The following is a 21330-nucleotide window of genomic DNA, read 5'->3' on the forward strand; positions in this document are numbered from 1 at the left end:
TGGGCCCTCGTGCTGATCGTGCTGCCGCCCTCCGAGACCAAGTCCGACGGCGGGTCAGGAGCACCCCTGGATCTCGATGCCCTCTCCTTCCGCGAGTTGACCGACGTGCGTCGGCGGATCGCCGAGGCTCTCGTCGCGCTGGCGGCCGACACCGAGGCCAGCGTCGCGGCGCTCGGCATCGGCAGGTCACAACTCGACGAGATCGATCGCAACGCCGCGCTGTTCACCTCACCGACCCGTCCGGCCGTCGAGCGCTACACCGGCGTCCTCTACGACGCGCTCGACCACGGTGGGCTCACGCGGGCCGGCAAGCGGAAGGCCTCGGAGCGTCTTGCCGTCGGCTCGGCGCTGTTCGGCGTGGTGCGCGCCGACGACCCGATCCCCGCCTACCGGCTCTCCGCGTCGTCGAAGCTGCCCGGCACGGGGACGCTCGCATCCGTCTGGAAACCGGTGCTCACACCCGCGCTCGCCGCACTCGAGGACGACGTGGTCGTCGACCTGAGATCGGGTGGATACCGCGCCCTGGGGCCGATCGCCGACGCCGTGCGGGTCGACGTGGTGCACGAGGCCGCGGACGGCTCACGGTCGGTGGTGAGCCACTTCAACAAGCACCACAAGGGGCTGGCGGCACGCAGCCTCGTGACCACGCGACGGGCGGTCCGCGACGTCGAGGGTGTCGCCGCGGTGATCGCAGACGGCGGTCAGCGCGTCGAGGTGGACTCCCCCACGGCGCTCACGGTCGTCACCGACTGACGGCCCGACGACGGTCGACGGCCGGCGCGGACCTCAGAGGCTCGGTTCCACCACGGGGTCGCCCTCGTTGGCGGCCTTCTGCGCCAGCTGTCCCTCGGCCACCTCCTGGGGAGTGAACCGCATGAAGAACACGACGATGCCGGTGACGACCGCGATCCCGGCCGCGCACAGGAACGCCAGCCCGTATCCGCTGGCGAGGGCGTCGATCTGGGGCGGCGTCATGTCCTCGACCGGCCCGGTGACACCCCCCTCGGACAGGGTCCGCGAGGTCACGAAGGCACCGACGACGACCAGTCCGATGCCGCCACCGAGGTTCTGGGCGACCTGGACCATCGCGGTGATCGGACCGACCTCGTTCGGTCCGACCCCGGCGACCGCGCCGAGTGTCAACGGCACCGACGCGGCACCGACGCCGAACCCGATGACGATGACCGGCAGGAAGATCGCCGGGAAGTAGGACGGTGAGGCGGTCGCGATGTGCGCGGCCCAGAGGCAGCCGGCGATGATGCAGACACCGCCGACCATGACCAGCCAGCGGCACTGCACCCACTGCGCGGCCTTGGACGCGACGAGCGCCGCGAACCCCAGCCCGAACGCGAAGGGGACCACGGCGAGCCCGCTCTGCAGCGGTGAGTACCGGATGATCCCCTGCAGGAACAGTGCGATGTAGACCGCCATGCACATGAGGATCGCGCCCGCGAGCAGGATGGACACCAGCGCGGCGACGCGGCTGAGGTTACGGAACAGACTGAACGGCACGATCGGGTGCTGGGCGCGGCGCTCGACGACGACGAACGTCACCCAGGCGATGACCGCGAGCAGCGCCGGGATCCACACCACCGGCCGGCCCCATCCGCCCGGGCCCTCGTTGACGGCGAAGACGAGCAGCGACGCGCCGAGCGTGGCGGAGACGGCGCCGGGGACGTCGAGCGGCAGGCGATCGCCCTGCGACTCGCCCAACACCGCCAGCGCGCCGACCACGATGACGACGCCGATGGGCACGTTGATGAGGAACACCAGACGCCAGGAGATCTCGGTCAGTGCACCACCGGCGATGAGACCCGCGACCGATCCGACGGCGCTCATGGCGGCCCACACGGCGAAGGCGCGACTGCGCGGCTGCCCGGGCGCATAGGTGGTGGTGACCAGGGCCATCGCGGTGGGAGCGGCGACGGCCGCGGACGCCCCCTGCAACGCACGCCCGATGACGAGGCTGGACTCGTCCCAGGCCAGGCCACAGAGCAGCGAGGTGAGCGTGAACGCGGCGACGCCGAAGACGAACATCTTCTTGCGGCCGAACGCGTCGCCGAGTCGTCCACCGAGCAGCATGAGGCCGCCGAACGCGATGACGTACGCGGTGATGATCCAGTTGCTGCCGGCCTCGGTCAGGTCGAGTGCGTCGCGGATCCGCGGCAGCGCGAGCGCCGCGACCGTGCCGTCGAGCACGACCAGCAGCTGCATGCCACCGAGCACGAATATCGGCCACCCGAACACGCGTGTTGCTCCGCCTGCGGCCGCCGACGTCGGGGAAAGGGTGGACACGCTGCTCGACGCTACCGGGCCGTGACCCCGGGGCGTAATCCTCGGGGCGCGACGCGGGTCACGAGGACACGCGGCCCAGCGAGCCCGACAGCGCGTCGAAGGCGGCGACCTCACCGATCACCACGATCGCCGGGGGCCGTACACCCGCGGCCCGCGCGACCTCGCCGATCGACGCGAGGTCACCGGTGAGACGGCGCTGGCCGGGCATGGACCCGTTCTCGACGACGGAGACCGGCGTGCTCGGGTCCCGTCCACCCGTGACGAGGGCGTCGGCGAACACCTCGAGCCGCTCGACCGCCATCATCAGCACGATCGTCCCGCGGAGTCGGCCGAGCGCGTCCCAGTCGACGAGCGAGTCGGGATGATCCGGCGGGATGTGCCCGGACACGATCACGACCTCGTGCGTCACACCCCGGTGGGTGACCGGGATCCCTGCCGCCGCGGGCGCCGCGAGCGGGCTCGACACCCCCGGTACGACGGTGACGGGGATACCGGCCTCGACGCAGGCGACGACCTCCTCGAAGCCGCGTCCGTAGACGTAGGGGTCCCCGCCCTTGAGACGTACGACGAACTTGCCGGCACTCGCGTGCTCCACCAGTGCGGCGTTGATGGCCTCCTGCTTCATGGCGCGGCCGTACGGCACCTTGGCGGCGTCGACGATCTGCACCCAGGGGGCGAGTTCGGCGAGGAGCGCCGGCGGCGCGAGTCGATCGGCGACGACGACGTCCGCGGCGGCGAGGAGTCGTCGTCCTCGGACGGTGATGAGGTCGGGGTCGCCGGGGCCGCCGCCGACCAGCGCCACACCGGCAGGATGTGCGCCCCGGCTGGGCGTGCCGAGCGTCCCGTCGAGCAGTCCGTCGGCGATCTCCCCACGGATCCGGGCCGAACGCCGGTGGTCGCCGGAGGCCAGGACGCCGACGGTGAGCTGGTCGTGGTGCACCGTCGCCGGTGTCGCCGCGGATCCGCGACTGGCGTCGTCGGCGCGGACGCAGAAGATGTGCCGTGCCTCCGCCTCGGCGACCACGGCGGCGTTGACCTGCGGGTCGTCGGTGCAGGCCAGCGCGTACCACGCCCCGTCGAGGTCGCCGTCGCGGTAGGGCCGGGTCGTCACGGTGATGCCGGGGAAGGACTCGACCGTCGGCGTGGTCTCCGTCGCGACGACATGGATGTCGGCGCCGGCCGCGGCGAGCGTGCCCAGGCGTCGGGACACCACCGAGCCGCCTCCGACGAGAACCACCTTGCGTCCGCGCAGATCCAGTCCGACGAGGTAGTGCGCGTCGCCGCCGCGCGGGGTGCCCCGCTCCTCGCCGGTGCCCGCGCCCGTCATCGGCGCGTCCCGGCGGGTCGGGCGGTCGCGGCCGCCCGGTCGACGAGGCGGGCGATCGCGGCCGGGACGGCGGCGGGGTGGGTGTGCAGGTAGGAGGCGTGCACGGAGCCGGTGACGACGCCGTCGGCGACCGCGATGTCCCCCTTCCGCCACCGCCACGCGGGCGTGATGTCGCCGATCGGGGTGACGGTGCTGCGGTGGAACTCGTGTCCGGTCACGCGGTCCCCGAGCGCATGCAGGACCGAGTCGGTCGGGGCGAGCGCGTCGCGGTACCCCAGTGTCAGCGTCGGCCCGAAGTGGCCGGACACCGGCACGACGTCGGCCATGCGGTGGCCGTCGAGGTCGCGGGCGAGGTACAGCAGGCCGGCACATTCGGCCGCGATGGGGCGGCCGGCGCGGGCGTGGGCGCGGACCGCGTCCAGCAGGCCGGTGTTCGCGGCGAGTTCGTGGACGTGCTCCTCGGGGAACCCGCCGCCGACGACGAGGGCCGCGGTGTCGCGCGGGAGGTCGGTGTCGTGGAGAGGGTCGACGGTGCAGACCGTGGCCCCGGCCGCGGCGAGCATCTCGGCGTGTTCGGCGTACCCGAACGTGAACGCCGCTCCCCCGGCCACGGCGACGACAGGCCGCCCCTCGGGCGCGGGCTGATCGGGACGTGCACGCGCGGCGGCGATCTCGTCGACCGCCGACCAGGGGCTCGCGTCGGGCATGCCCCGCCCGCGCGCGGCGGCGACGATCGCCGGGAGGTCGGCGTCGACGGTCAGCAGCTCCGCCATCCGCTCCACCGCGAGGTGGGCGGCGTGACCGTGTTCGACGGCGGGGATGAGACCGAGATGCCGTGAGGGCACGGCGAGTTCGGGCGCTCGGCGCAACACCGCGAACACGGGCAACCCGACGCGACGGCACGCCGCGCGCAGGACCTGCTCGTGTCGGGCCGACCCGACGCGGTTGAGCACCACCCCGCAGATGTCGACGCGGGGATCGAAGCCCCGCAAGCCGTGCAGGATCGCGGCGAGCGTCTGACCGTGGCCGCCCGCGTCGATCACGACGACGACCGGCGCGCCGAGGAGTGCCGCGACGTGCGCGGTGGAGCCGTGCGCGATCTCGTCGGGCTCGACGGCGTCGGGGTCGTCGGAGATGCGGCCGTCGAAGAGGCCCATGACGCCCTCGACCACGGCGATGTCGGCACCCGCGCAGCCCGCGGCGAACAGAGCCGGCACGCGATCGGCACCGACGAGGTTGGGGTCGAGGTTGCGGCCGGGACGTCCGGCGGCCACGGCGTGGTAGCCGGGGTCGATGAAGTCCGGTCCGACCTTGAACGGGGCGACCCGGTGGCCCGCCGCGGCGAGCGCCCCGATGAGACCGGTTGCGACCGTGGTCTTCCCGCTGCCGGACGCCGGCGCGGCGATGACGATCGCGGGTGTGCTCACCATTCGATGCCCCTCTGGCCCTTGCGCCCGGCGTCCATCGGGTGCTTGGTCTTCACCATCTCGGTGACGAGGTCGGCGGCCTCGACGAGCGCCGCCGGTGCCCGTCGCCCGGTGATCACCACATGCTGCTTCCCCGGTCGGTCGTGGAGGACCTCGAGGACCTCGTCGACGTCGATCCACCCCCAGCCGAGCGGGTAGGTGAACTCGTCGAGCACGTAGAAGTCGTGGCGTTGGTCGGCGATCCTTCGCGCGATCTCGGCCCACCCGGCGCGCGCCTGCTCGGCGTGGTCGGTCTCCGCCTCGTCCCGGCGGATCCACGACCAGCCCGATCCCATCTTCTGCCACTCGACGGGGCCACCTGTGCCGGTGCCGGCGTGCACGTCACCGAGCGCCCGCAACGCGGTCTCCTCGCCGACGCGCCACTTCGCGTTCTTGACGAACTGGAAGACACCGATGTCCATCCCGGCGTTCCACGCGCGCATCGCCATCCCGAACGCCGCGGTCGACTTGCCCTTCCCGTCACCGGTGTGGACGGCGAGCACGGCGGTGTTGCGACGCTGACGCGTCGTCAGGCCGTCGTCGGGGACGGTGGCGGGGACTCCCTGCGGCATCTCTCTCCTTCTGTCCGCTCAGGCGGCCGAGCGGACGATACCGGCCATCGCGTCCCCGGTGATCTCCGCCAGGGGCATCCAGGTGGCGTCGAGGTGACCGGCGAGTGTGCGGGCGAGTCCGAGTCGCACCATGCCGGACTCGCAGTCGACCACCACGGCGTCGATGCCGCGCGTCCGGACCCGTGCGGCCGCGTCCCACGCCCGCCCGGGTGCGTCGGCCCCTGCGGTGGCGCGGCCGTCGGTGACGACGACGAGCAGTGGTCGACGGCGGGCGTCGGTGTGACGGGCGCGGTCGACGACCGCCAGCGAGGCCAGGAGACCCTCGGCGAGCGGTGTGCGGCCGCCGGTGCGCGCGCCGGAGAGCCGACGGGCGGCGATGTGGGCAGACCGTGTCGGTGGCACGACGACCTCGGCGTCGTCACCGCGTGCGGCGACGACCGCCACCCGGTCACGACGCTGGTAGGAGTCACGCAACAGCGAGGCGCACGCGGAGCCGACGGCGTCGAGACGGCGGCGGGCGGTCATCGATCCGGAGAGGTCGACGCAGAACACGACGAGGTTGCCCTCGCGGCCGACCCGCACGGGCGAGCGCAGGTGATCCGGCCGGACGGCGACCCCTGTCGCGGTGCCGGGGCCGTCGGTGCGGGACGACGTGTCGGCCACGGCGGCGAGCACCGTCGCGCCGACGTGCACACCGGTGCCGTCGTAGGCCGTGCTCCCCACGGAGGCCCCGCGCCGGCTCCACGCCGCGGACCGTCGACCGGGGTCCCCGTCACCGATGCCGGTCGCCCGCACGGTCCGCGAGACCGCGGGCCGTACCGTCGCCGATCCGGTGTCGACGAACAGCGGCCCGGTCCGTGTCGGCGGCGTCGAGGACGACCGCGTGGGCGGCGGTGAGGCGGGGTCGGTACCACCGGATCCCGGGCCGTCGGGGCCGCCACCGTCGTCGGGGCCACCGCCGTCCGGACCGTCGTCACCCGGGCCACCGTCGTCCGGGCGACCTCCGTCCGGACCGTCGTCACCCGGGCCGTTGTCGGGGGCGGCCCGACCGGACCCGGTCTGCGGCCCGTCACCGGTGGTGGGGTCGTCGGCGTCATGCGGTTGATCGGCGGCGGGCGGTGGGGTGCCGTCGGCGGCGTCGTCCCCGGCCTGCAGCGCCGCGTCGAGGTCGTCGTCGGACAGGTCCGCGTCGTCGAACGGGTCGCGTCGACGGCGGTGCGGCGCGGCCAGCTCGAGGGCGACACGGATGTCGTCGGCCGTGACCTCCCGCGCGCCACGCCACGCGGCGTGTGCCCGGGCGGTACGGGCGACGACGATGTCGGCGCGCAGACCGTCGACACCGAGCGCGGTGCACGCGGCGGCGATCCGCCGCAGCTCCGAGTGCGGCGTGCGCACATCGGGCAACACCTTTCGCGCGTCGCGGATCGACTGCGCCACAGCCTCGTCCGCCGAACGCCACCGGTCGGCGAACGCGGCGGGGTCCGCGTCGTAGTCCATGCGGCGCGTGATGACCTCGACGCGCTCGTCGACATCCCGCGACGCCGCGACGGACACGGCGAGCCCGAAGCGGTCCAGCAGCTGCGGTCGCAGCTCACCCTCCTCCGGGTTCATGGTGCCGACGAGCACGAACCGCGAGCGGTACGAGCGGGAGACGGCGTCGCGTTCCACCGTGACCCGTCCCATTGCGGCGGCGTCGAGGAGGAGGTCGACGAGGTGGTCGGCGAGGAGGTTGACCTCGTCGATGTAGAGGACACCGCCGTCGGCGTCGGCGAGGAGGCCCGGTGTGAACGCGGTCCGACCCTCACCGAGGATCTTCTGCACGTCGAGCGACCCGACGACGCGGTCGTCGGTCGCACCGATCGGGAGTTCCACCACACGGCCCTCGCGTCCCGAGGCCGCGTCGACGGGGAGAAGCGGTGCCAGCGCCCGGACGACGGTCGACTTGGCGGTGCCCTTCTCCCCGCGGATCAGCACCCCGCCGATCTCGGGCGCGACCGCACACAGGACGAGTGCGAGCTTGAGGCGGTCCTGACCGACGACGGCACCGAACGGGAACTGTGCGGGTCGGTCGTCCGGTGCGGTGTCGGTCGACGTCACGCCGGCTGCCAGGGCTCCCCGCCGCCGCGCCGCATCGGCACGTGCGGGATGCCGTCGAGGAGGTACTCCGGGCCCTCGGGCGCGAACCCGTGCTTGGCGTACATGTCGACGAGGTAGGTCTGCGCGTCGATGCGGCAGGCGTGCGAGCCGACCTCGGCCAGAGCGGTCCGCAACAGTCGCGTTGTGTGACCCTGTCCCCGGTGGGCGCGCTCGGTGCACAGGCGACCGATGCGGAACGACTTGCCGTCGTCGTGCTCCTCGAGCAGACGCAGGGTGCACACCACCTGACCGTCCTCCTCCAGCCACAGGTGACGTGTCTCCTGGGAGAGATCACGGCCGTCGAGTTCCGCGTAGGGACAGGACTGCTCGACGACGAAGACGTCGACCCGCAGCTTCAGGATCTTGTACAGCGTGGCCGTGTCGAGGTCGAGGGCCCAACTGCGGTGCAGGGACGCGGAGGCGGTCATGGGTCCCATGGCTATCACACGGCCGAGGGCGCCGCCATCCGGTGATCACCCCGGCTGACGGAGTCGTCGGCGGGCGTCTCGGCCAGTTCCAGGACGCGGGAGCTCCACTCGAACACCTCGCGGAACAGACCCGGCTCGGTGTTCAGCTTCTTCCCGAAGGACGGGATCATGTCGGTCAGTCGCGGCTTCCAGGCGTCGAACTGCGACGGGAAGCACCGTTCGAGGACGTCGAGCATCGCCGGCACGGCCGTCGAGGCGCCCGGCGAGGCACCCAGCAGGCCGGCGATGGTGCCGTCGGCGGAGTTGACGACCGCGGTGCCGAACTCGAGTGCGCCGTTGAACGCACTCTTCTTGCGGATCACCTGGACACGCTGGCCGGCGGTGATCAGTTCCCAGTCGCTGCCGACGGCGCGCGGCACGAACTCCTTCAGCGTGTCGACGCGGTCGGCCGGTCCGGCCGCGAGCTCGCTGATCAGGTACTTCAGCAGGCCGAACTCCTTCGGCGCGATGCTGGCCATCGGGAACGCGTTGAACGGCGTCACCGAGGTCAGCAGATCGGTGTTGCGTCCCTCCTTGAGGAACTTGGGCGACCACCCCGCGTACGGCCCGAACAGGAGGCCGGGCTTGTGGTTGATGACGCGGGTGTCGAGGTGCGGCACCGACATCGGGGGCGCACCGACGGCGGCGCGGCCGTAGACCTTCGCCTGGTGTTCGTCGACGAGGTCGGCGTTCGTGCAGCGGAAGAACGCGCCGGAGACCGGGAAGCCGCCGAACTGACGCGCCTCGGGGATGCCCGACTTCTGCAGCAGGTGCAGCGCACCGCCACCGGCGCCGACGAACACGAACTTCGCCCGGACCGACGTCTTGCGCTTGGTCCGCAGGTTCTGCGCCTTCACCACCCAGCTGCCGTCCGACTGCTGCTTGAGGTTGGTCACCTGGTGACCGAAGTTGACCGTGCCGCCCTCGGCGACGATGTTGAGCAGCTTCTGGGTGAGCGCGCCGAAGTCCACGTCGGTGCCGTTCTGGTACCAGTTGAGCGCGACCGGGTCGGAGAAGTCACGGCCCGCCGACATCAGCGGCAGACGACGGGAGAACTCGGCGTCGTCGTCGATGTACTCCATGTCGGCGAACAGCGGCTGCGCGGCGAGCGCGTCGTACCGCTTGCGCAGGTAGTCGACCCCGTCGGCGCCGTGGCAGAAGCTGACGTGCGGGATGGGGTTGATGAACTCGGCGGGTGTGTGGAGCAGACCCTTCTCGACGGAGTGCGCCCAGAACTGCCGCGACACCTGGAACTGCTCGTTGATGGTCAGCGCCTTGGCGATGTCCACGCCGCCGTCGGCGTTCTGCGGGGTGTAGTTCAACTCGCACAGCGCCGAGTGGCCGGTGCCGGCGTTGTTCCACGGGTCGCTGCTCTCCGCGGCCGCCGCGTCGAGGCGCTCGTAGACCTCGATCGACCAGTCCGGCTGCAGCTGACGGATGAGCGCGCCGAGCGTCGCGCTCATGATGCCCGCCCCGATGAGGACGACGTCGGTCGTCGTGGTCGCAGATCCTGCGGTGTCGCCAGCCACTGGAATACCCCTGTCGCCTTCTCGGACGACACCCCTGTGTGCCGTCCTGCGTCGTTCGAGTCCCACCGCGTGTCGTCCGGGGTCGTCCCGGCGTCCGACGGCGGTCGGCTCCCGCCCCCGGTCGGGACGGTCGTGAACTCATTGTCCACCTCCGACCCGGTGTCGGCCAAAGCCGGTGTGGCACATCCCGCAGGTGGGATGGGTCACCCCCGCCGCGGCGCCCGGGGGCCGGGGAGCCGCCGACTACAGTCGGCGTCGTGCCCCGCAGCGATCGCGACCTGTCCGCCGCATCCGGTGTCGACTGGTCCCCCGACCTCCTCGGGGACGGCTTCACCTGCACCACCATCGACCTCGGTGCCGACCCCGACGGCGAGGCCCCGATCGTGGCGACGCTGGTCCGCCATCGTCCCGACGCACCACCGCCCGGCGAGCAGCGGGCGGCCGTGCTCTACGTCCACGGGTTCACCGACTACTTCTTCCAGGTTCCGCTCGCCGAGGCGTTCGCGGCCGCCGGCTTCGACTTCTTCGCCCTCGACCTGCGCAAGTGCGGGCGGTCACGGCGTCCCGGCCACACCCCGCACCACATCACCGACCTCACCGCCTACGACGCCGAACTCGACGCGGCGCTCGACATCGTCGACGAGGCCACCGGCGGCGCGGCCGTCGTCGTGGCCGCGCACTCGACCGGCGGGCTGATCACCCCGCTGTGGCTCGATCGCCTGCGCCGTACCGACCCCGTCCGCCACGACCGCGTCACCGGGCTGGCGTTGAACAGCCCGTGGTTCGACCTGCAGGGGCCTCCGGCGCTGCGGTCGTACGGGACGGTGCTGGTGCACGCCGTCGCGGCCGTGGCGCCGACCCGCGTGTTGCCCCAACGGCTCCCCGGCGGATACGGCGAGAGCCTGCACCGCTCGGCGCACGGTGAGTGGGAGTACGACCTCGACCTGAAGCCGCTCGGCGGGTTCCCGGTGACGTTCGGGTTCCTGTCCGCCGTCCGCCGGGGCCACGCCGCGCTCCACCGCGGTGTCGACGTCGGTGTGCCGTCGCTGGTGCTGCGGTCGGATCGATCCGTCCTCGGCGGCCCGTACCGGTCCGAGATCGACACGGCCGACGCCGTTCTCGACGTGGACCAGATCGCGCGGTGGAGCGGATGCCTCGGCAACCGTGTCACCGTGGTGCCGATCCCGGGCGCCCGCCACGACGTGTTCCTCTCGCGTACCCCGGCGCGTGATCACGCCTATGCCGAGTTGTCGCAGTGGCTCACCTCGGCGACACCCACCCTGTCCACCCGACGTTCGGTGCAGGCGCCGACAGTCGGATCCGAGACCCCCTCAGGAGAACACACATGACCGTCGTCGACCTCGCCGTGATCGGTTCCGGGAGCGGCAACTCCATCGTCGACGAGAACTTCGACGACTGGTCGGTGGTCATCGCCGACCAGGGCGTCTTCGGCGGCACCTGCCTGAACGTCGGCTGCATCCCGTCGAAGACGTTCGTCTACGCCGGTGAGGTCGCCACCACCATCGCGGAGGCGTCGCAGTACGGGGTGGACGGCCACGTCGACGGCGTCCGATGGCGCGACATCGTCACCCGGGTGTTCGGTCGCATCGACCCCATCTCGCAGGGTGGCCTCGACTATCGCGAGAACCGCTGCGACAACGTCACCGTCGTCCGATCGCACGTCCGGTTCGCCGGACGGACCGACGAGGGGTACCGACTGCTCGCCGACGGGAGCTCAGGGACCGACTCCGACGGGGGCACCGAGATCATCGCGCGCCGTGTCGTGATCGCGGCGGGGTCGCGACCCGTCATCCCGCCCGCGATCGCGGATTCCGGTGTGCCCTACCACACCAACGACGACATCATGCGTCTGGCGAACCTGCCCGACCATCTCCTCGTGATCGGCGGTGGGTACATCGCCGCCGAGATGGCACACGTCTTCGGTTCGCTCGGCACGAAGGTCACCATGATCGTCCGCGGCGACGAGCTGCTGCGCTCCCACGACGCCGACATCGCCGCCCGCTTCACCGAGATCGCCCGCGACCGGCACGACGTCCGCACGGGCGTCGAGGTCACGCGGGCGCGCCTCGGCGACGAGGGCGCGGTGATCCTCGAACTCTCCGACGGCAGTTCGGTCACCGGCGACGCGATCCTCGTCGCCACCGGGCGCGCCCCCAACGGTGACAGGCTCGCGCTGGACACCATCGGGGTGGACCTCGACGACGCGGGCCGGGTCGAGTGCGATCGTCACGGACGCACCGCGGCTCGCGACGTGTGGACGCTCGGTGACGTCAGCTCGCCCTACCAGCTCAAGCACGTCGCCAACGCCGAGGCGCGGGTCGTCCAGGCGAACCTGCTGCGCGGCTGGGACTCCGAGGACCTGCAGACCTTCCCCCACGATGTCGTCCCGTCCGCCGTCTTCACCCACCCCCAGATCGCGTCCGTCGGTCTCACCGAGCAGCAGGCGCGCGACGAGGGCATCGACGTGACCGTCAAGGTCCAGGCCTACGGCGACGTCGCCTACGGCTGGGCCATGGAGGACACCACCGGACTGTGCAAGGTGATCGCCGAGCGCGGGACCGGGCGCATCGTCGGGTGCCACATCCTCGGCCCGCAGGCGCCGACCGTCATCCAGCCGGTCATCCAGGCGATGTCGTTCGGCCTCGACGCGAACACCATGGCGCGCGGTCAGTACTGGATCCACCCCGCCATGCCCGAGGTCCTCGAGAACGCGTTGCTCGGCCTCGACATCTGAGACCGCGGGGATCGCGTGGTGCGGTCAGGGCAGTTCGAGGTGGTCGGGTTCGCCGGGATCGATCCCGTCCCGGGCGACGGCCGCCCACCGTCGGCGCATCGTCGGGCCGTGTTCGGCGATCGCCGACTCCCCCTCCGACCCCAGCATGGGCGCCCGCGACCAGGAACCGTGACGCCCCATCAGGAAGGGCAGCTCGATGCTGTGGCAGGCGCCCTCGACGAACCCCGGTGCCCGCCAGGTGAACCGATAGGTCTGCACCCGGCCGCCGGCACGACGGTGCTCGGATGCGACGCGCCGGGCCGGGCCGGAGAACACCCGACGGGTGATGGCCCGGACGATGACGGCGCGGGCGATTCCCCCGACCACGGGCAGTCCCGCGATCCGGGCGAGCGGTGGCACGAGGTCGACATACGGCGACCCGTCGTCGGCGGCCCACCCCACGAGCATCGGGATCCGCGCGGCCACCCGCGCACGGGTCGCGGCGGCCTTCTCCGGCGACGGCAGCGGCGAGTGACCGTACAGCGGACCGAAGGCGACGCCGGCGCCGCTGTGCCCCTGGGCCGCGGCGAGCGCGGCGACGTGGACCTGCAGCACGTCGTCGACCGGCATCCCGCGCGGATCGTCGCCGAGGCCCTCCGACGCGGCGCGTGACATCGCCGCGGTCATCGCCTCCACGTCACGCCGCAACTCGAACGGTCCGCTCTGCAGCACCACCCCCGCGAGGAGCTCGGTGACCTCCTCGACGCCGAGCAGGGCGTGGATGGCGTCGGCCCCGGCCGAATGTCCCATCGCGGTGATGCGGGTGGGGTCACCTCCGAACGGCGCGATGGTGTCGCGCACCCACTCCAGCGCGGCGATCTGGTCGCCGAGGCCGAGATTCGCCGGGGCGATGCCGTCGATCGGCAGGAACCCCAGGATCCCGAGGCGGTAGGTGACCGACACGACGACGACATCCTGCTCGGCGGCCATGGTCGTGAAGTCGTGGACGGCCGCCTCTCCCCCGCCGGACACGTAGGCACCACCGTGGATCCAGACGAGCACCGGCAGAGAGCCTTCGTCGGCTCCGTCCGGCGCGAACACCGACAGCACCAGACAGTCCTCGGACTGCTCGAGTTCGTCGCCGACGGGGCCGGTCACCGATTCCACCCGGGCGGCGGTCTGCGGGCAGGCGGGTCCGGGACGTGTCGCATCGACGACGTCGTCCGCCGGTGGGAGGCGGCGGCACGGCGCGAACCGGTCGGCACGCGCGTACCGGATGCCGGCCGCGTGCAGGACACCGTCGGCGACACGGACACGGAACCGACCCGCCGGCGTCGTGACGACCCGGGTGTCGACCGCGTCGGATGCGGTCACGGGCGAGCCGCCACGACCGATCGGGCGATTTTCACCACGTCGACGACCGCAGGGCGATCTCGCTCGCGAGCGACGCGGCGGCGTTCTGCGGCACCCAGTGATCGACACCGTGGAGTTCGGAGAACCGGTAGTCGGAGTAGACGAAGCGGCCGCTCGCCTCGGCCTGTGCCCGACCCAGGGCGGGGTCGCCGTCGCTCCACACCATCGTGGTCGGCACCTCGATGGGCGGGCAGGCGAGATTGCCGGCGATGTCGCCGGTGAAGTTCGCGCGGTACCAGTTCAGCGCGCCGGTGAGCGCCGACCGTTCCAGCAGCGGCAGCACCGAGTCGTCGGGGACGAGTGCCCGCAGCGTGGCGCCGTCGTCGGCGAGCAGCCTGTCCTCGGCGGACGGGTCGATGAATCCCGGGATGTAGGACGACCGCTCCCGCTGGTCGTCGTCCTCGGCGAGCGACCCCGCGATCGCCGACGGGTGGCCCACGCTCGCCACGACAAGGCCTGTGAGTCGGTCGGAGTGCCGGCCGGCGAGATGCCAGGCGACCAGTGCACCCCAGTCGTGGCCGACGGCGAGCGCGTGGTGCACACCGAGCGCGTCGAGTACACCGATCGCGTCGGCGACGAGGTGCTCGATCCGGTAGGCGTCGACCTCGGCGGGGCGTGCGCCGGGCGAGTACCCACGCTGGTCGGGGACGATCGTGCGCAGCCCGGAATCGTGCAGGCGCGCGACGACGCCGTCGTAACACGTTCCGTCGTTGGGGAATCCGTGCAGGAGGAGCACCGCGGGTCCGGTCGCCGGGCCACCGGTGCGGACGGTGAACTCGAGGTCGCCGACAGCGACGGTCTGGGTCTGTACGTCCATCGCGGTCAGCCTACGTCGCGCTCGGCGCGACGGTGGTACGGACGACCGATGCCGACGTCGGCGGACCGTCGGTGATGATCGCCTCGATCGCGGCCAGGTCGAGGTGTTCGTCGACGGCGTCGGCGAGTCGATCGAGCTGGGACACCCGCGCGGCCTCGACATCGGTGTCGGGCGCGACGCGGAAGTCCGCACGCCCGGCCGCGACGGCGACCTCGTCCAGCAGGGCCCGACGCGCGGCGTCGTTGGCGAGCAGACCGTGCCAATGCGTACCCCAGACCGCCTCCCCCACACTGCCCTCGGGCCCGTGGACGTGGTCGACGAGCAACGGACGGTGACCGTTGTCGACGACACGTCCGTGGTGGATCTCGTAGCCCTGCACCGGATGTGGACCCCACGTTCCGGTCACGGGGCGGACCGTCTTCTCCACCTCGAACCGGACGGTGAGATCCAGGATCCCGAGTCCGTCGACGACGCGGGCACCGCTTCCCGACCGTGCCGCCTCGACGCCGTCGACGATGGTCTCGCCGAGCATCTGATAGCCCCCGCAGATCCCGACGATCGGCCGACGGGCCCGCGCGCGGTCGCGCAGCGCGTCGCCGAGGCCGCGCGCCCTGAGCCAGTCGAGGTCGTCGACGGTGGCACGTGTGCCGGGCACCACGACGAGGTCGGCGGCCGCGACGCTCGCGATGTCGTCGACCCAGCGGACGTCGACGCCGGGCTCGCAGGCCAGTGCCTCGAGGTCGGTGGAATTCGACAACCGCGGCAGGCGGATCGCCGCGACGGACAAGCGGTCGTCGCCCAGTGCCGGGGTCGACGGGCCGACCGGACGCCCGATCGGTGAGGACAGCGAGTCCTCGGCATCGAGCCACAGGTCGTCGATGTACGGCAGGACGCCGAGCGTGGGGCGCCCGGTCCGCTGCGCGAGTGCGGCGAGTCCGGGCTGCAGGATCGAGCGGGCGCCGCGGAACTTGTTGACCACGAAGCCCGCGACCCGTCGCTGGTCGTCGTCGGACAGCGACGCCATCGTGCCGATGAGGTGGGCGAGCACCCCGCCGCGGTCGATGTCACCGACCACCACGACCCCGATGTCCGCGGCCGCGGCGAGACCCATGTTCGCGATGTCGGTGTCGCGCAGGTTGATCTCGGCGACCGATCCCGCGCCCTCGCACACCACCACGTCGAAATCGGCACGCAGCGCCGCGAGTTCGTCGTTCACGATCCTCGCCAGCGCGGCCCGTCGCTCGTGGTAGTCGGCCGCGCCGATCCATCCGTCGGGGCGGCCCCGCACGATCACCGCCGAGCGCCGGTCGCTGCCGGGTTTGAGCAGGACCGGATTGAAGCGGGTGGACGGCTCGAGTCCGCACGCCTGCGCCTGCATGCCCTGCGCGCGACCGATCTCCCCGCCGTCGGCGGTGACGACCGAGTTGTTCGACATGTTCTGCGCCTTGAACGGGGCCACCGAGACGCCCCGTCGGGCCAGAGATCGACACAGACCCGCGACGACGAGACTCTTGCCCGCGTCGGATGTGGTGCCGCCGACGAGCAGCGCTCCCCGCACGCCCGGACTACTCCGACGGCAGCGTCAGGATCTCCGCGCCGTCCTCGGTGACGACGAGCGTGTGCTCGAACTGGGCGGTCCACTTCCGGTCGCGGGTGACGACGGTCCAGCCGTCCTCCCAGATCTCGTACGGCAGCGTCCCGAGGTTGATCATCGGTTCGATGGTGAAGACCATCCCCGGTTCGAGGACGGTGTCGACGTTGGGCTGGTCGTAGTGCAGGACGACGAGACCGTTGTGGAACGTCTCGCCGATCCCGTGTCCGGTGAAGTCGCGGACGACGCTGTAGCCGAAGCGGTTCGCGTAGGACTCGATGACACGACCGACCACGTTGAGCTCGCGTCCCGCCCGGACCGCCTTGATGGCCCGCATGGTCGCGGTGTGGGTGCGCTCCACCAGGTCGCGGTGTTCCTGGCTGACGTCGCCGGCGAGGAACGTCGCGTTGGTGTCCCCGTGGACGCCGTCGATGTAGGCGGTCACGTCGATGTTGACGATGTCGCCGTCCTCGATCACCGTCGAGTCCGGGATGCCGTGGCAGATCACCTCGTTGAGCGAGGTGCAGCAGGACTTGGGGAATCCGCGGTAACCGAGGGTGGACGGATAGGCACCGTGGTCGATCATGTAGTCGTGGGCGATCCGGTCGAGGTGATCGGTGGTCACCCCGGGCGCCACCGCCCGGCCCGCCTCGGCGAGGGCGTCTGCGGCGATCCGGCCCGCCACGCGCATCTTCTCGATGGTCTCCGGTGTCTGCACCCAGGGCTCGCTGCCCTCGTTCACCGTGGGCCGCCACGCGTACTCCGGACGCGGGATCGACGACGGGACCGGCAGGGTCGGCGAGACCACGCCGGGCGCGAGTGCGGTGCGGACGGACATGTCGTCCAGCCTATCGCGGGCGCTCAGCAGACGTTTTCGTGCACGCTCGGCGGCGGGTTTCCGCCCGTTCGGCGGCGGGTTTCCGCCCCCTCGGCGGTCAGCGGGGGTCGGCGAGGAAATCCGTCGGGAGGTCCTCGAAGAAGTCCCGTGTCACCGCGACGGCGTTGTCGGAACTCGCGCCCAACACGACCAGCGTCGCGAACGCCAGGTCGCCGCGGTAGCCGGCGAACCAGGCGTGCGATCCGCCGGGGACCTCCGCCTCACCGGTCTTGCCGTAGACCTGCCCCTGGTCCTTGATGCGGTCGGCGGTGCCGTCGACGACCACGGCCCGCATCATCGGACGCAGCTGCCGGACGACGGCGGGATCGATCGTGGGATGTGGGCCGGTGACGGTGGTGGCGCGGTCGAGGATCAGCTGCGGGACCGGGGTGGAACCGTGTGCGACGGTCGCGGCCACCATGGCCAGGCCGAAGGGGCTGGTCAGCACCTTGCCCTGGCCGAACCCGTCCTCGGTGCGCTGGACGAGGTCCGGGGCGATGGGCACCGATCCCGAGTCGACGGGGATCCCCGGGACGTCGTAGTGCGGCCCGATCCCCATCTTCGCGGCGGCCGCGGCCAGGTCCGACGGCCCCATCTCGCTGGCGAGCTTGGCGAACGTCGTGTTGCACGACCGTGCGAAGGCCGTCTGCATGGGTACGGTCCCCAGCGCGAACTCGTCGTAGTTGGGGATGGTGCGCGGACCGATCGTCACCGTTCCCGGACACCCGAGCATCGTCGACGGCTTCGCCAGCCCGGTGCCGATCGCGGCTGCGGAGGTGACCATCTTGAACGTCGACCCCGGCGGGTAGAGACCGATGGTCGCCAGCGGTCCGTCCTTGTCGGCCAACGGGTTCTGCGCGATTGCGAGGATCCGACCGGTGGACGGCTGGATCACGACCATCATCGTCTTGAACCGCGACGCGGTGTCGACAGCACGCTGGGCGGCGGTCTGCACCGCCCGCGACAGGCTGACCGACACCGACGGCGCCGGGGCGGGATCCACCTCGGCCAACACGCCGGCCGTGGCGCCGTTCGGGTTGAGCGCCACCACACGCCACCCGGCCTTGCCGTCGAGGTCGGAGGCGACCTGTTTCTTGATCTGCGACATCAGCTCGGGCGCGAAGGTGGGATCGGTGGGGACCAGATCGGCCAGATCGGCGGTGCTGACACCCGGGATCGCCGCGAGCAGGTCGCTGACCTGGTCGTACTGGTCGCGGCGCAGCGTCATCACCGCGTAGACCCCTGGCGTCGCGGTCGACTCCTCGGCGATCGCCTGCGGGTCGACGGTCGGGTCGAAGCGCCGCAGGACGTCGGCGAGCTGGGTGGCGGAGTAGGCCGCAGACCCCGTCTGTGCCGCCTCCTGCGCGTTCAACCCGACTCGGTAGACCGAGCCCGGGACGAGCACCGACGACCCGTCCGCTTCGTTGACCGACGCGACCGGCGCCGGCAGAGCCTGCAGCGACATCCGTTGTGTCGATCCGAGATCGGGATGGATGTCGGTGGAGGTCCACCGCACGCGCCACCCGCTGTCGGTGCGCGACATGTCCAGGCGCCCGTCGTAGGTCCACGTCTGCGCTCGGGGCAGCTGCCACGACCATCGCACGTCCACGGTCGCGGTGTCCGCGTCGATCCGGCTGCGGCCGACCTCGGTCCGCAGCCCCGTCGCCTGCAGTCCGCTCCATGCGGCGTCGAGGTCGGTCCGGGCCCGGCCGGGCGAGTCGGTGCGTCCCGCGGCGTCGTCGAGGTGTCGTTCGGCGACCACCGAGAGGAACGACGTCGCCGCCGCCCGCGGCCCGTCGTCGGCCGAACTGCAGGCGACGGCGAGCGGCACGGACAGACCTGCGGCCACCAGCACGACGAGCACACGTCGTCGGCCGCCTCGACACCCAGTTCTCCACATCGCGCCTGCGATGCTAGGGCGCGCACCATCCGGGATGCGGGTGCCACGCAGTGCGCGGACCTGTGAACTCGGTGTGAGGTGTGCGACGGCGGGTCAGTCGACGAGGATCGTGGCGAACGACCCGACCTCGGCCAGTCCGACCCGGCGATAGACCTCGCGTGCGGGTGAGTTGAAGTCGTTGACGTACAGACTCGACATCCGCCCCTGGGCGCAGATAGCCGCCACGACGGCGGCCGTCCCCGCTGCACCGAGCCCGCGGCCGCGCTTGTGCTCGGCCACCCAGACGCCCTGGATCTGCCCGACGCGGGAGGACATCGACCCGATCTCGGCCTTGAACACGACCTCGCCGTCCTCGAATCGGGCGAAGGCACGTCCCGCGGAGATCAGGGCCGCGATCCGCCGTCGATACGACCGGCCGCCGTCCCCGGCGCAGGGATCGACCCCCACCTCGCCGCGGAACATCTCGATGGCGGCGGGGAGGTAGGCGTCGATCTCGGGCAGGCGCACCCGCCGGACGCGGGGGTCGGGGGCGATCGTCGGTGGACCCGACATCGCCAGCAGTGGTTGGTGGTCACGCACCTCGCGAGCCGGGCCCCACTGCTCCTGGGCGTGCTCCCAGAACGGCAGCACGCGCTCGGCACGTCCGACGATCGACGAGCAGTGCCGCGGCGCGCGGGTGGCGCGGGCCGCGAACCCTGCCATGTCGGCGGCATCGCCGAGCAGGGGGATCAGGTTGGCACCGGAGAAGCACAGCGACGTGGCGGGGTCACCGGCGGTCCACAGCTCCCCGCCGAGCAGTCGCGGCGACATGCCGTGTTCCTCGACCCGCGCCGCGACCATGCACATCGCGACGGGATCCGACTCGAGCGCACGGCTCACCGCCTGCGCGTCACGCGCACCGAGCGGCTTGTCGCCCACGAGCTTCAGCACCGTCTCTCCTGGCGCGGCATCGGAGGGGCCGTCCTGCCGGTCGGCGGGGCGGAGGAGGACGGCGCAGCGGTCGCGAGGAGCCGGCGTCGGTTATCCGACGCTGACGACCGGCGACCCGCTGGTGGTCCCCTCGCCAGTGTCCCCTGTTTCCTCGGCGATGCGAAGTGCTTCCTCGATCAGGGTCTCCACGATCTGCGCCTCGGGGACGGTCTTGATGACCTCACCCTTGACGAAGATCTGTCCCTTGCCGTTGCCGGAGGCGACCCCGAGGTCGGCGTCACGCGCCTCGCCGGGCCCGTTCACGACGCATCCCATGACCGCGACGCGCAGCGGCACGTCCATGCCCTCGAGGCCCGCGGTGACCTGATCGGCCAGCGAGTAGACGTCGACCTGTGCGCGGCCGCACGACGGGCAGGACACGATCTCGAGCTTGCGGGGGCGCAGGTTCAGCGACTGCAGGATCTGGTCACCGACCTTCACCTCCTCCGCGGGCGGCGCGGACAACGACACGCGGATGGTGTCCCCGATCCCGTCGGCGAGCAGCGACCCGAAGGCGACGGCGGACTTGATGGTCCCCTGGAAGGCCGGTCCCGCCTCGGTGACGCCCAGGTGCAGCGGGTAGTCGCTCTGCGCGGCCAGCTGCCGGTACGCCTCGACCATGATGACGGGGTCGTTGTGCTTGACCGAGATCTTGATGTCGCCGTAGCCGTGCTCCTCGAACAGGCTCGCCTCCCACAGCGCCGACTCGACCAGCGCCTCGGGGGTCGCACGACCGTACTTGGCGAGCAGACGCGGGTCGAGCGACCCGGCGTTCACGCCGATACGGATGGGGATGCCCGCGTCCTTCGCCGCGAGCGCGACGTCCTTGACGCGGCCGTCGAACTCCTTGATGTTGCCGGGGTTCACACGGACGGCGGCGCATCCCGCCTCGATCGCGGCGAAGATGTACCGCGGCTGGAAGTGGATGTCGGCGATGACCGGGATCTGGCTCTTCGACGCGATCGTCGCGAGGGCGTCGGCGTCCTCCTGCCGGGGGCACGCGACGCGCACGATGTCGCATCCGCTCGCGGTGAGCTGCGCGATCTGCTGGAGCGTCGCGTTGATGTCGTGGGTCTTCGTGGTGGTCATCGACTGCACCGAGATCGGGTGGTCGCTGCCGACGCCGACGGATCCGACCATGATCTGCCGCGTCTTCCGGCGCGGCGCGAGGACGGGGACCGGCGGGGCGGGCATGCCGAGACCGACCGTGGGAGCGGAGGATTCGGAGGTCATCTGG

General features: G+C 71.8%; 17 protein-coding genes. 3 read left to right on the top strand and 14 right to left on the bottom strand.

The genetic code is table 11. From position 1 onward, the window contains the following. The first annotated feature begins 9 nt into the window (after positions 1-9). On the top strand, positions 10-753 hold the full coding sequence (gene yaaA, locus ACXVUM_RS18570) for a peroxide stress protein YaaA (protein ID WP_458523386.1): 744 nt from the start codon (positions 10-12) through the stop codon (positions 751-753). A gap of 33 nt (positions 754-786) precedes the next feature. Here the strand turns inward: yaaA and ACXVUM_RS18575 are convergent, their stop codons facing one another. The 7 genes from ACXVUM_RS18575 to mqo all read right to left on the bottom strand — a co-directional run bounded on the left by ACXVUM_RS18575 (position 787) and on the right by mqo (position 9792). Then, positions 787-2214 (bottom strand): MFS transporter, encoded by a 1428-nt coding sequence (locus tag ACXVUM_RS18575; protein WP_458523565.1) that lies wholly within the window; start codon positions 2212-2214, stop codon positions 787-789. 139 nt (positions 2215-2353) lie between these two features. Beyond that, a complete protein-coding gene (gene cobA, locus ACXVUM_RS18580; RefSeq protein ID WP_458523387.1) occupies positions 2354-3622 on the bottom strand; it encodes a uroporphyrinogen-III C-methyltransferase in 1269 nt (422 codons plus the stop codon). Beyond that, a complete protein-coding gene (locus ACXVUM_RS18585; protein ID WP_458523388.1) occupies positions 3619-5052 on the bottom strand; it encodes a cobyrinate a,c-diamide synthase in 1434 nt (477 codons plus the stop codon). The genes cobA and ACXVUM_RS18585 overlap by 4 nt, the downstream gene beginning before the upstream one ends. Further along, a complete protein-coding gene (gene cobO / locus ACXVUM_RS18590) occupies positions 5046-5660 on the bottom strand; it encodes a cob(I)yrinic acid a,c-diamide adenosyltransferase (protein WP_458523389.1) in 615 nt (204 codons plus the stop codon). The genes ACXVUM_RS18585 and cobO overlap by 7 nt, the downstream gene beginning before the upstream one ends. An 18-nt stretch (positions 5661-5678) precedes the next feature. Beyond that, positions 5679-7757 (bottom strand): VWA domain-containing protein, encoded by a 2079-nt coding sequence (locus tag ACXVUM_RS18595; protein WP_458523390.1) that lies wholly within the window; start codon positions 7755-7757, stop codon positions 5679-5681. Further along, a complete protein-coding gene (locus ACXVUM_RS18600) occupies positions 7754-8224 on the bottom strand; it encodes a GNAT family N-acetyltransferase (RefSeq protein WP_458523391.1) in 471 nt (156 codons plus the stop codon). The genes ACXVUM_RS18595 and ACXVUM_RS18600 overlap by 4 nt, the downstream gene beginning before the upstream one ends. A 14-nt stretch (positions 8225-8238) precedes the next feature. Continuing rightward, entirely contained in the window at positions 8239-9792 is a 1554-nt protein-coding gene (gene mqo / locus ACXVUM_RS18605; RefSeq protein ID WP_458523392.1) for a malate dehydrogenase (quinone), read from the bottom strand. Positions 9793-10049: 257 nt separating this feature from the next. Between mqo and ACXVUM_RS18610 the strand changes: the two genes are divergently transcribed. Both ACXVUM_RS18610 and ACXVUM_RS18615 read left to right on the top strand, forming a co-directional pair. Next, complete coding sequence (locus ACXVUM_RS18610) at positions 10050-11141, top strand: alpha/beta hydrolase (protein ID WP_458523393.1); 1092 nt, start codon at positions 10050-10052, stop codon at positions 11139-11141. Further along, positions 11138-12547 carry a mycothione reductase gene (locus ACXVUM_RS18615; protein ID WP_458523394.1) on the top strand — a complete coding sequence of 470 codons (1410 nt, stop codon included), beginning with the start codon at positions 11138-11140 and terminating at the stop codon, positions 12545-12547. The genes ACXVUM_RS18610 and ACXVUM_RS18615 overlap by 4 nt, the downstream gene beginning before the upstream one ends. Positions 12548-12571: 24 nt before the next feature. On the opposite strand, the gene ACXVUM_RS18620 is transcribed toward ACXVUM_RS18615, so the two are convergent. The 7 genes from ACXVUM_RS18620 to ispG form a co-directional block, all read right to left on the bottom strand. Next, the gene (locus tag ACXVUM_RS18620) at positions 12572-13900 is read right to left on the bottom strand and encodes a carboxylesterase family protein (RefSeq protein WP_458523395.1); all 1329 of its coding nucleotides are present in this window, start codon (positions 13898-13900) and stop codon (positions 12572-12574) included. A 31-nt stretch (positions 13901-13931) separates the two neighbouring features. Beyond that, complete coding sequence (locus tag ACXVUM_RS18625) at positions 13932-14756, bottom strand: alpha/beta fold hydrolase (RefSeq protein WP_458523396.1); 825 nt, start codon at positions 14754-14756, stop codon at positions 13932-13934. Positions 14757-14766: 10 nt separating this feature from the next. Further along, complete coding sequence (locus tag ACXVUM_RS18630; protein WP_458523397.1) at positions 14767-16314, bottom strand: cobyric acid synthase; 1548 nt, start codon at positions 16312-16314, stop codon at positions 14767-14769. A gap of 7 nt (positions 16315-16321) precedes the next feature. Beyond that, on the bottom strand, positions 16322-17185 hold the full coding sequence (gene map, locus ACXVUM_RS18635; RefSeq protein WP_458523398.1) for a type I methionyl aminopeptidase: 864 nt from the start codon (positions 17183-17185) through the stop codon (positions 16322-16324). Between the two features lie 97 nt (positions 17186-17282). After that, the gene (locus ACXVUM_RS18640) at positions 17283-19124 is read right to left on the bottom strand and encodes a penicillin-binding transpeptidase domain-containing protein (protein ID WP_458523399.1); all 1842 of its coding nucleotides are present in this window, start codon (positions 19122-19124) and stop codon (positions 17283-17285) included. Between the two features lie 93 nt (positions 19125-19217). Beyond that, positions 19218-20054: a GNAT family N-acetyltransferase gene (locus tag ACXVUM_RS18645; RefSeq protein ID WP_458523400.1), complete on the bottom strand. Its 837-nt coding sequence runs from the start codon at positions 20052-20054 to the stop codon at positions 19218-19220. Between the two features lie 90 nt (positions 20055-20144). Continuing rightward, positions 20145-21326: a flavodoxin-dependent (E)-4-hydroxy-3-methylbut-2-enyl-diphosphate synthase gene (ispG, locus tag ACXVUM_RS18650; protein ID WP_458523401.1), complete on the bottom strand. Its 1182-nt coding sequence runs from the start codon at positions 21324-21326 to the stop codon at positions 20145-20147. Positions 21327-21330 lie beyond the last annotated feature (4 nt).

This window comes from Williamsia sp. SKLECPSW1, assembly GCF_054332755.1.

Excerpts from the sequence above, each read along its gene's own strand:
- ACXVUM_RS18625 (WP_458523396.1), bottom strand. The coding sequence starts at position 14,756 with ATGGACGTACAGACCCAGACCGTCGCTGTCGGCGACCTCGAGTTCACC.
- ACXVUM_RS18640 (WP_458523399.1), bottom strand. The coding sequence starts at position 19,124 with ATGTGGAGAACTGGGTGTCGAGGCGGCCGACGACGTGTGCTCGTCGTG.
- ACXVUM_RS18615 (WP_458523394.1), top strand. The coding sequence starts at position 11,138 with ATGACCGTCGTCGACCTCGCCGTGATCGGTTCCGGGAGCGGCAACTCC.
- cobO (WP_458523389.1), bottom strand. The coding sequence starts at position 5,660 with ATGCCGCAGGGAGTCCCCGCCACCGTCCCCGACGACGGCCTGACGACG.
- map (WP_458523398.1), bottom strand. The coding sequence starts at position 17,185 with ATGTCCGTCCGCACCGCACTCGCGCCCGGCGTGGTCTCGCCGACCCTG.
- cobA (WP_458523387.1), bottom strand. The coding sequence starts at position 3,622 with ATGACGGGCGCGGGCACCGGCGAGGAGCGGGGCACCCCGCGCGGCGGC.
- ispG (WP_458523401.1), bottom strand. The coding sequence starts at position 21,326 with ATGACCTCCGAATCCTCCGCTCCCACGGTCGGTCTCGGCATGCCCGCC.
- ACXVUM_RS18600 (WP_458523391.1), bottom strand. The coding sequence starts at position 8,224 with ATGACCGCCTCCGCGTCCCTGCACCGCAGTTGGGCCCTCGACCTCGAC.
- ACXVUM_RS18575 (WP_458523565.1), bottom strand. The coding sequence starts at position 2,214 with ATGCAGCTGCTGGTCGTGCTCGACGGCACGGTCGCGGCGCTCGCGCTG.
- ACXVUM_RS18585 (WP_458523388.1), bottom strand. The coding sequence starts at position 5,052 with ATGGTGAGCACACCCGCGATCGTCATCGCCGCGCCGGCGTCCGGCAGC.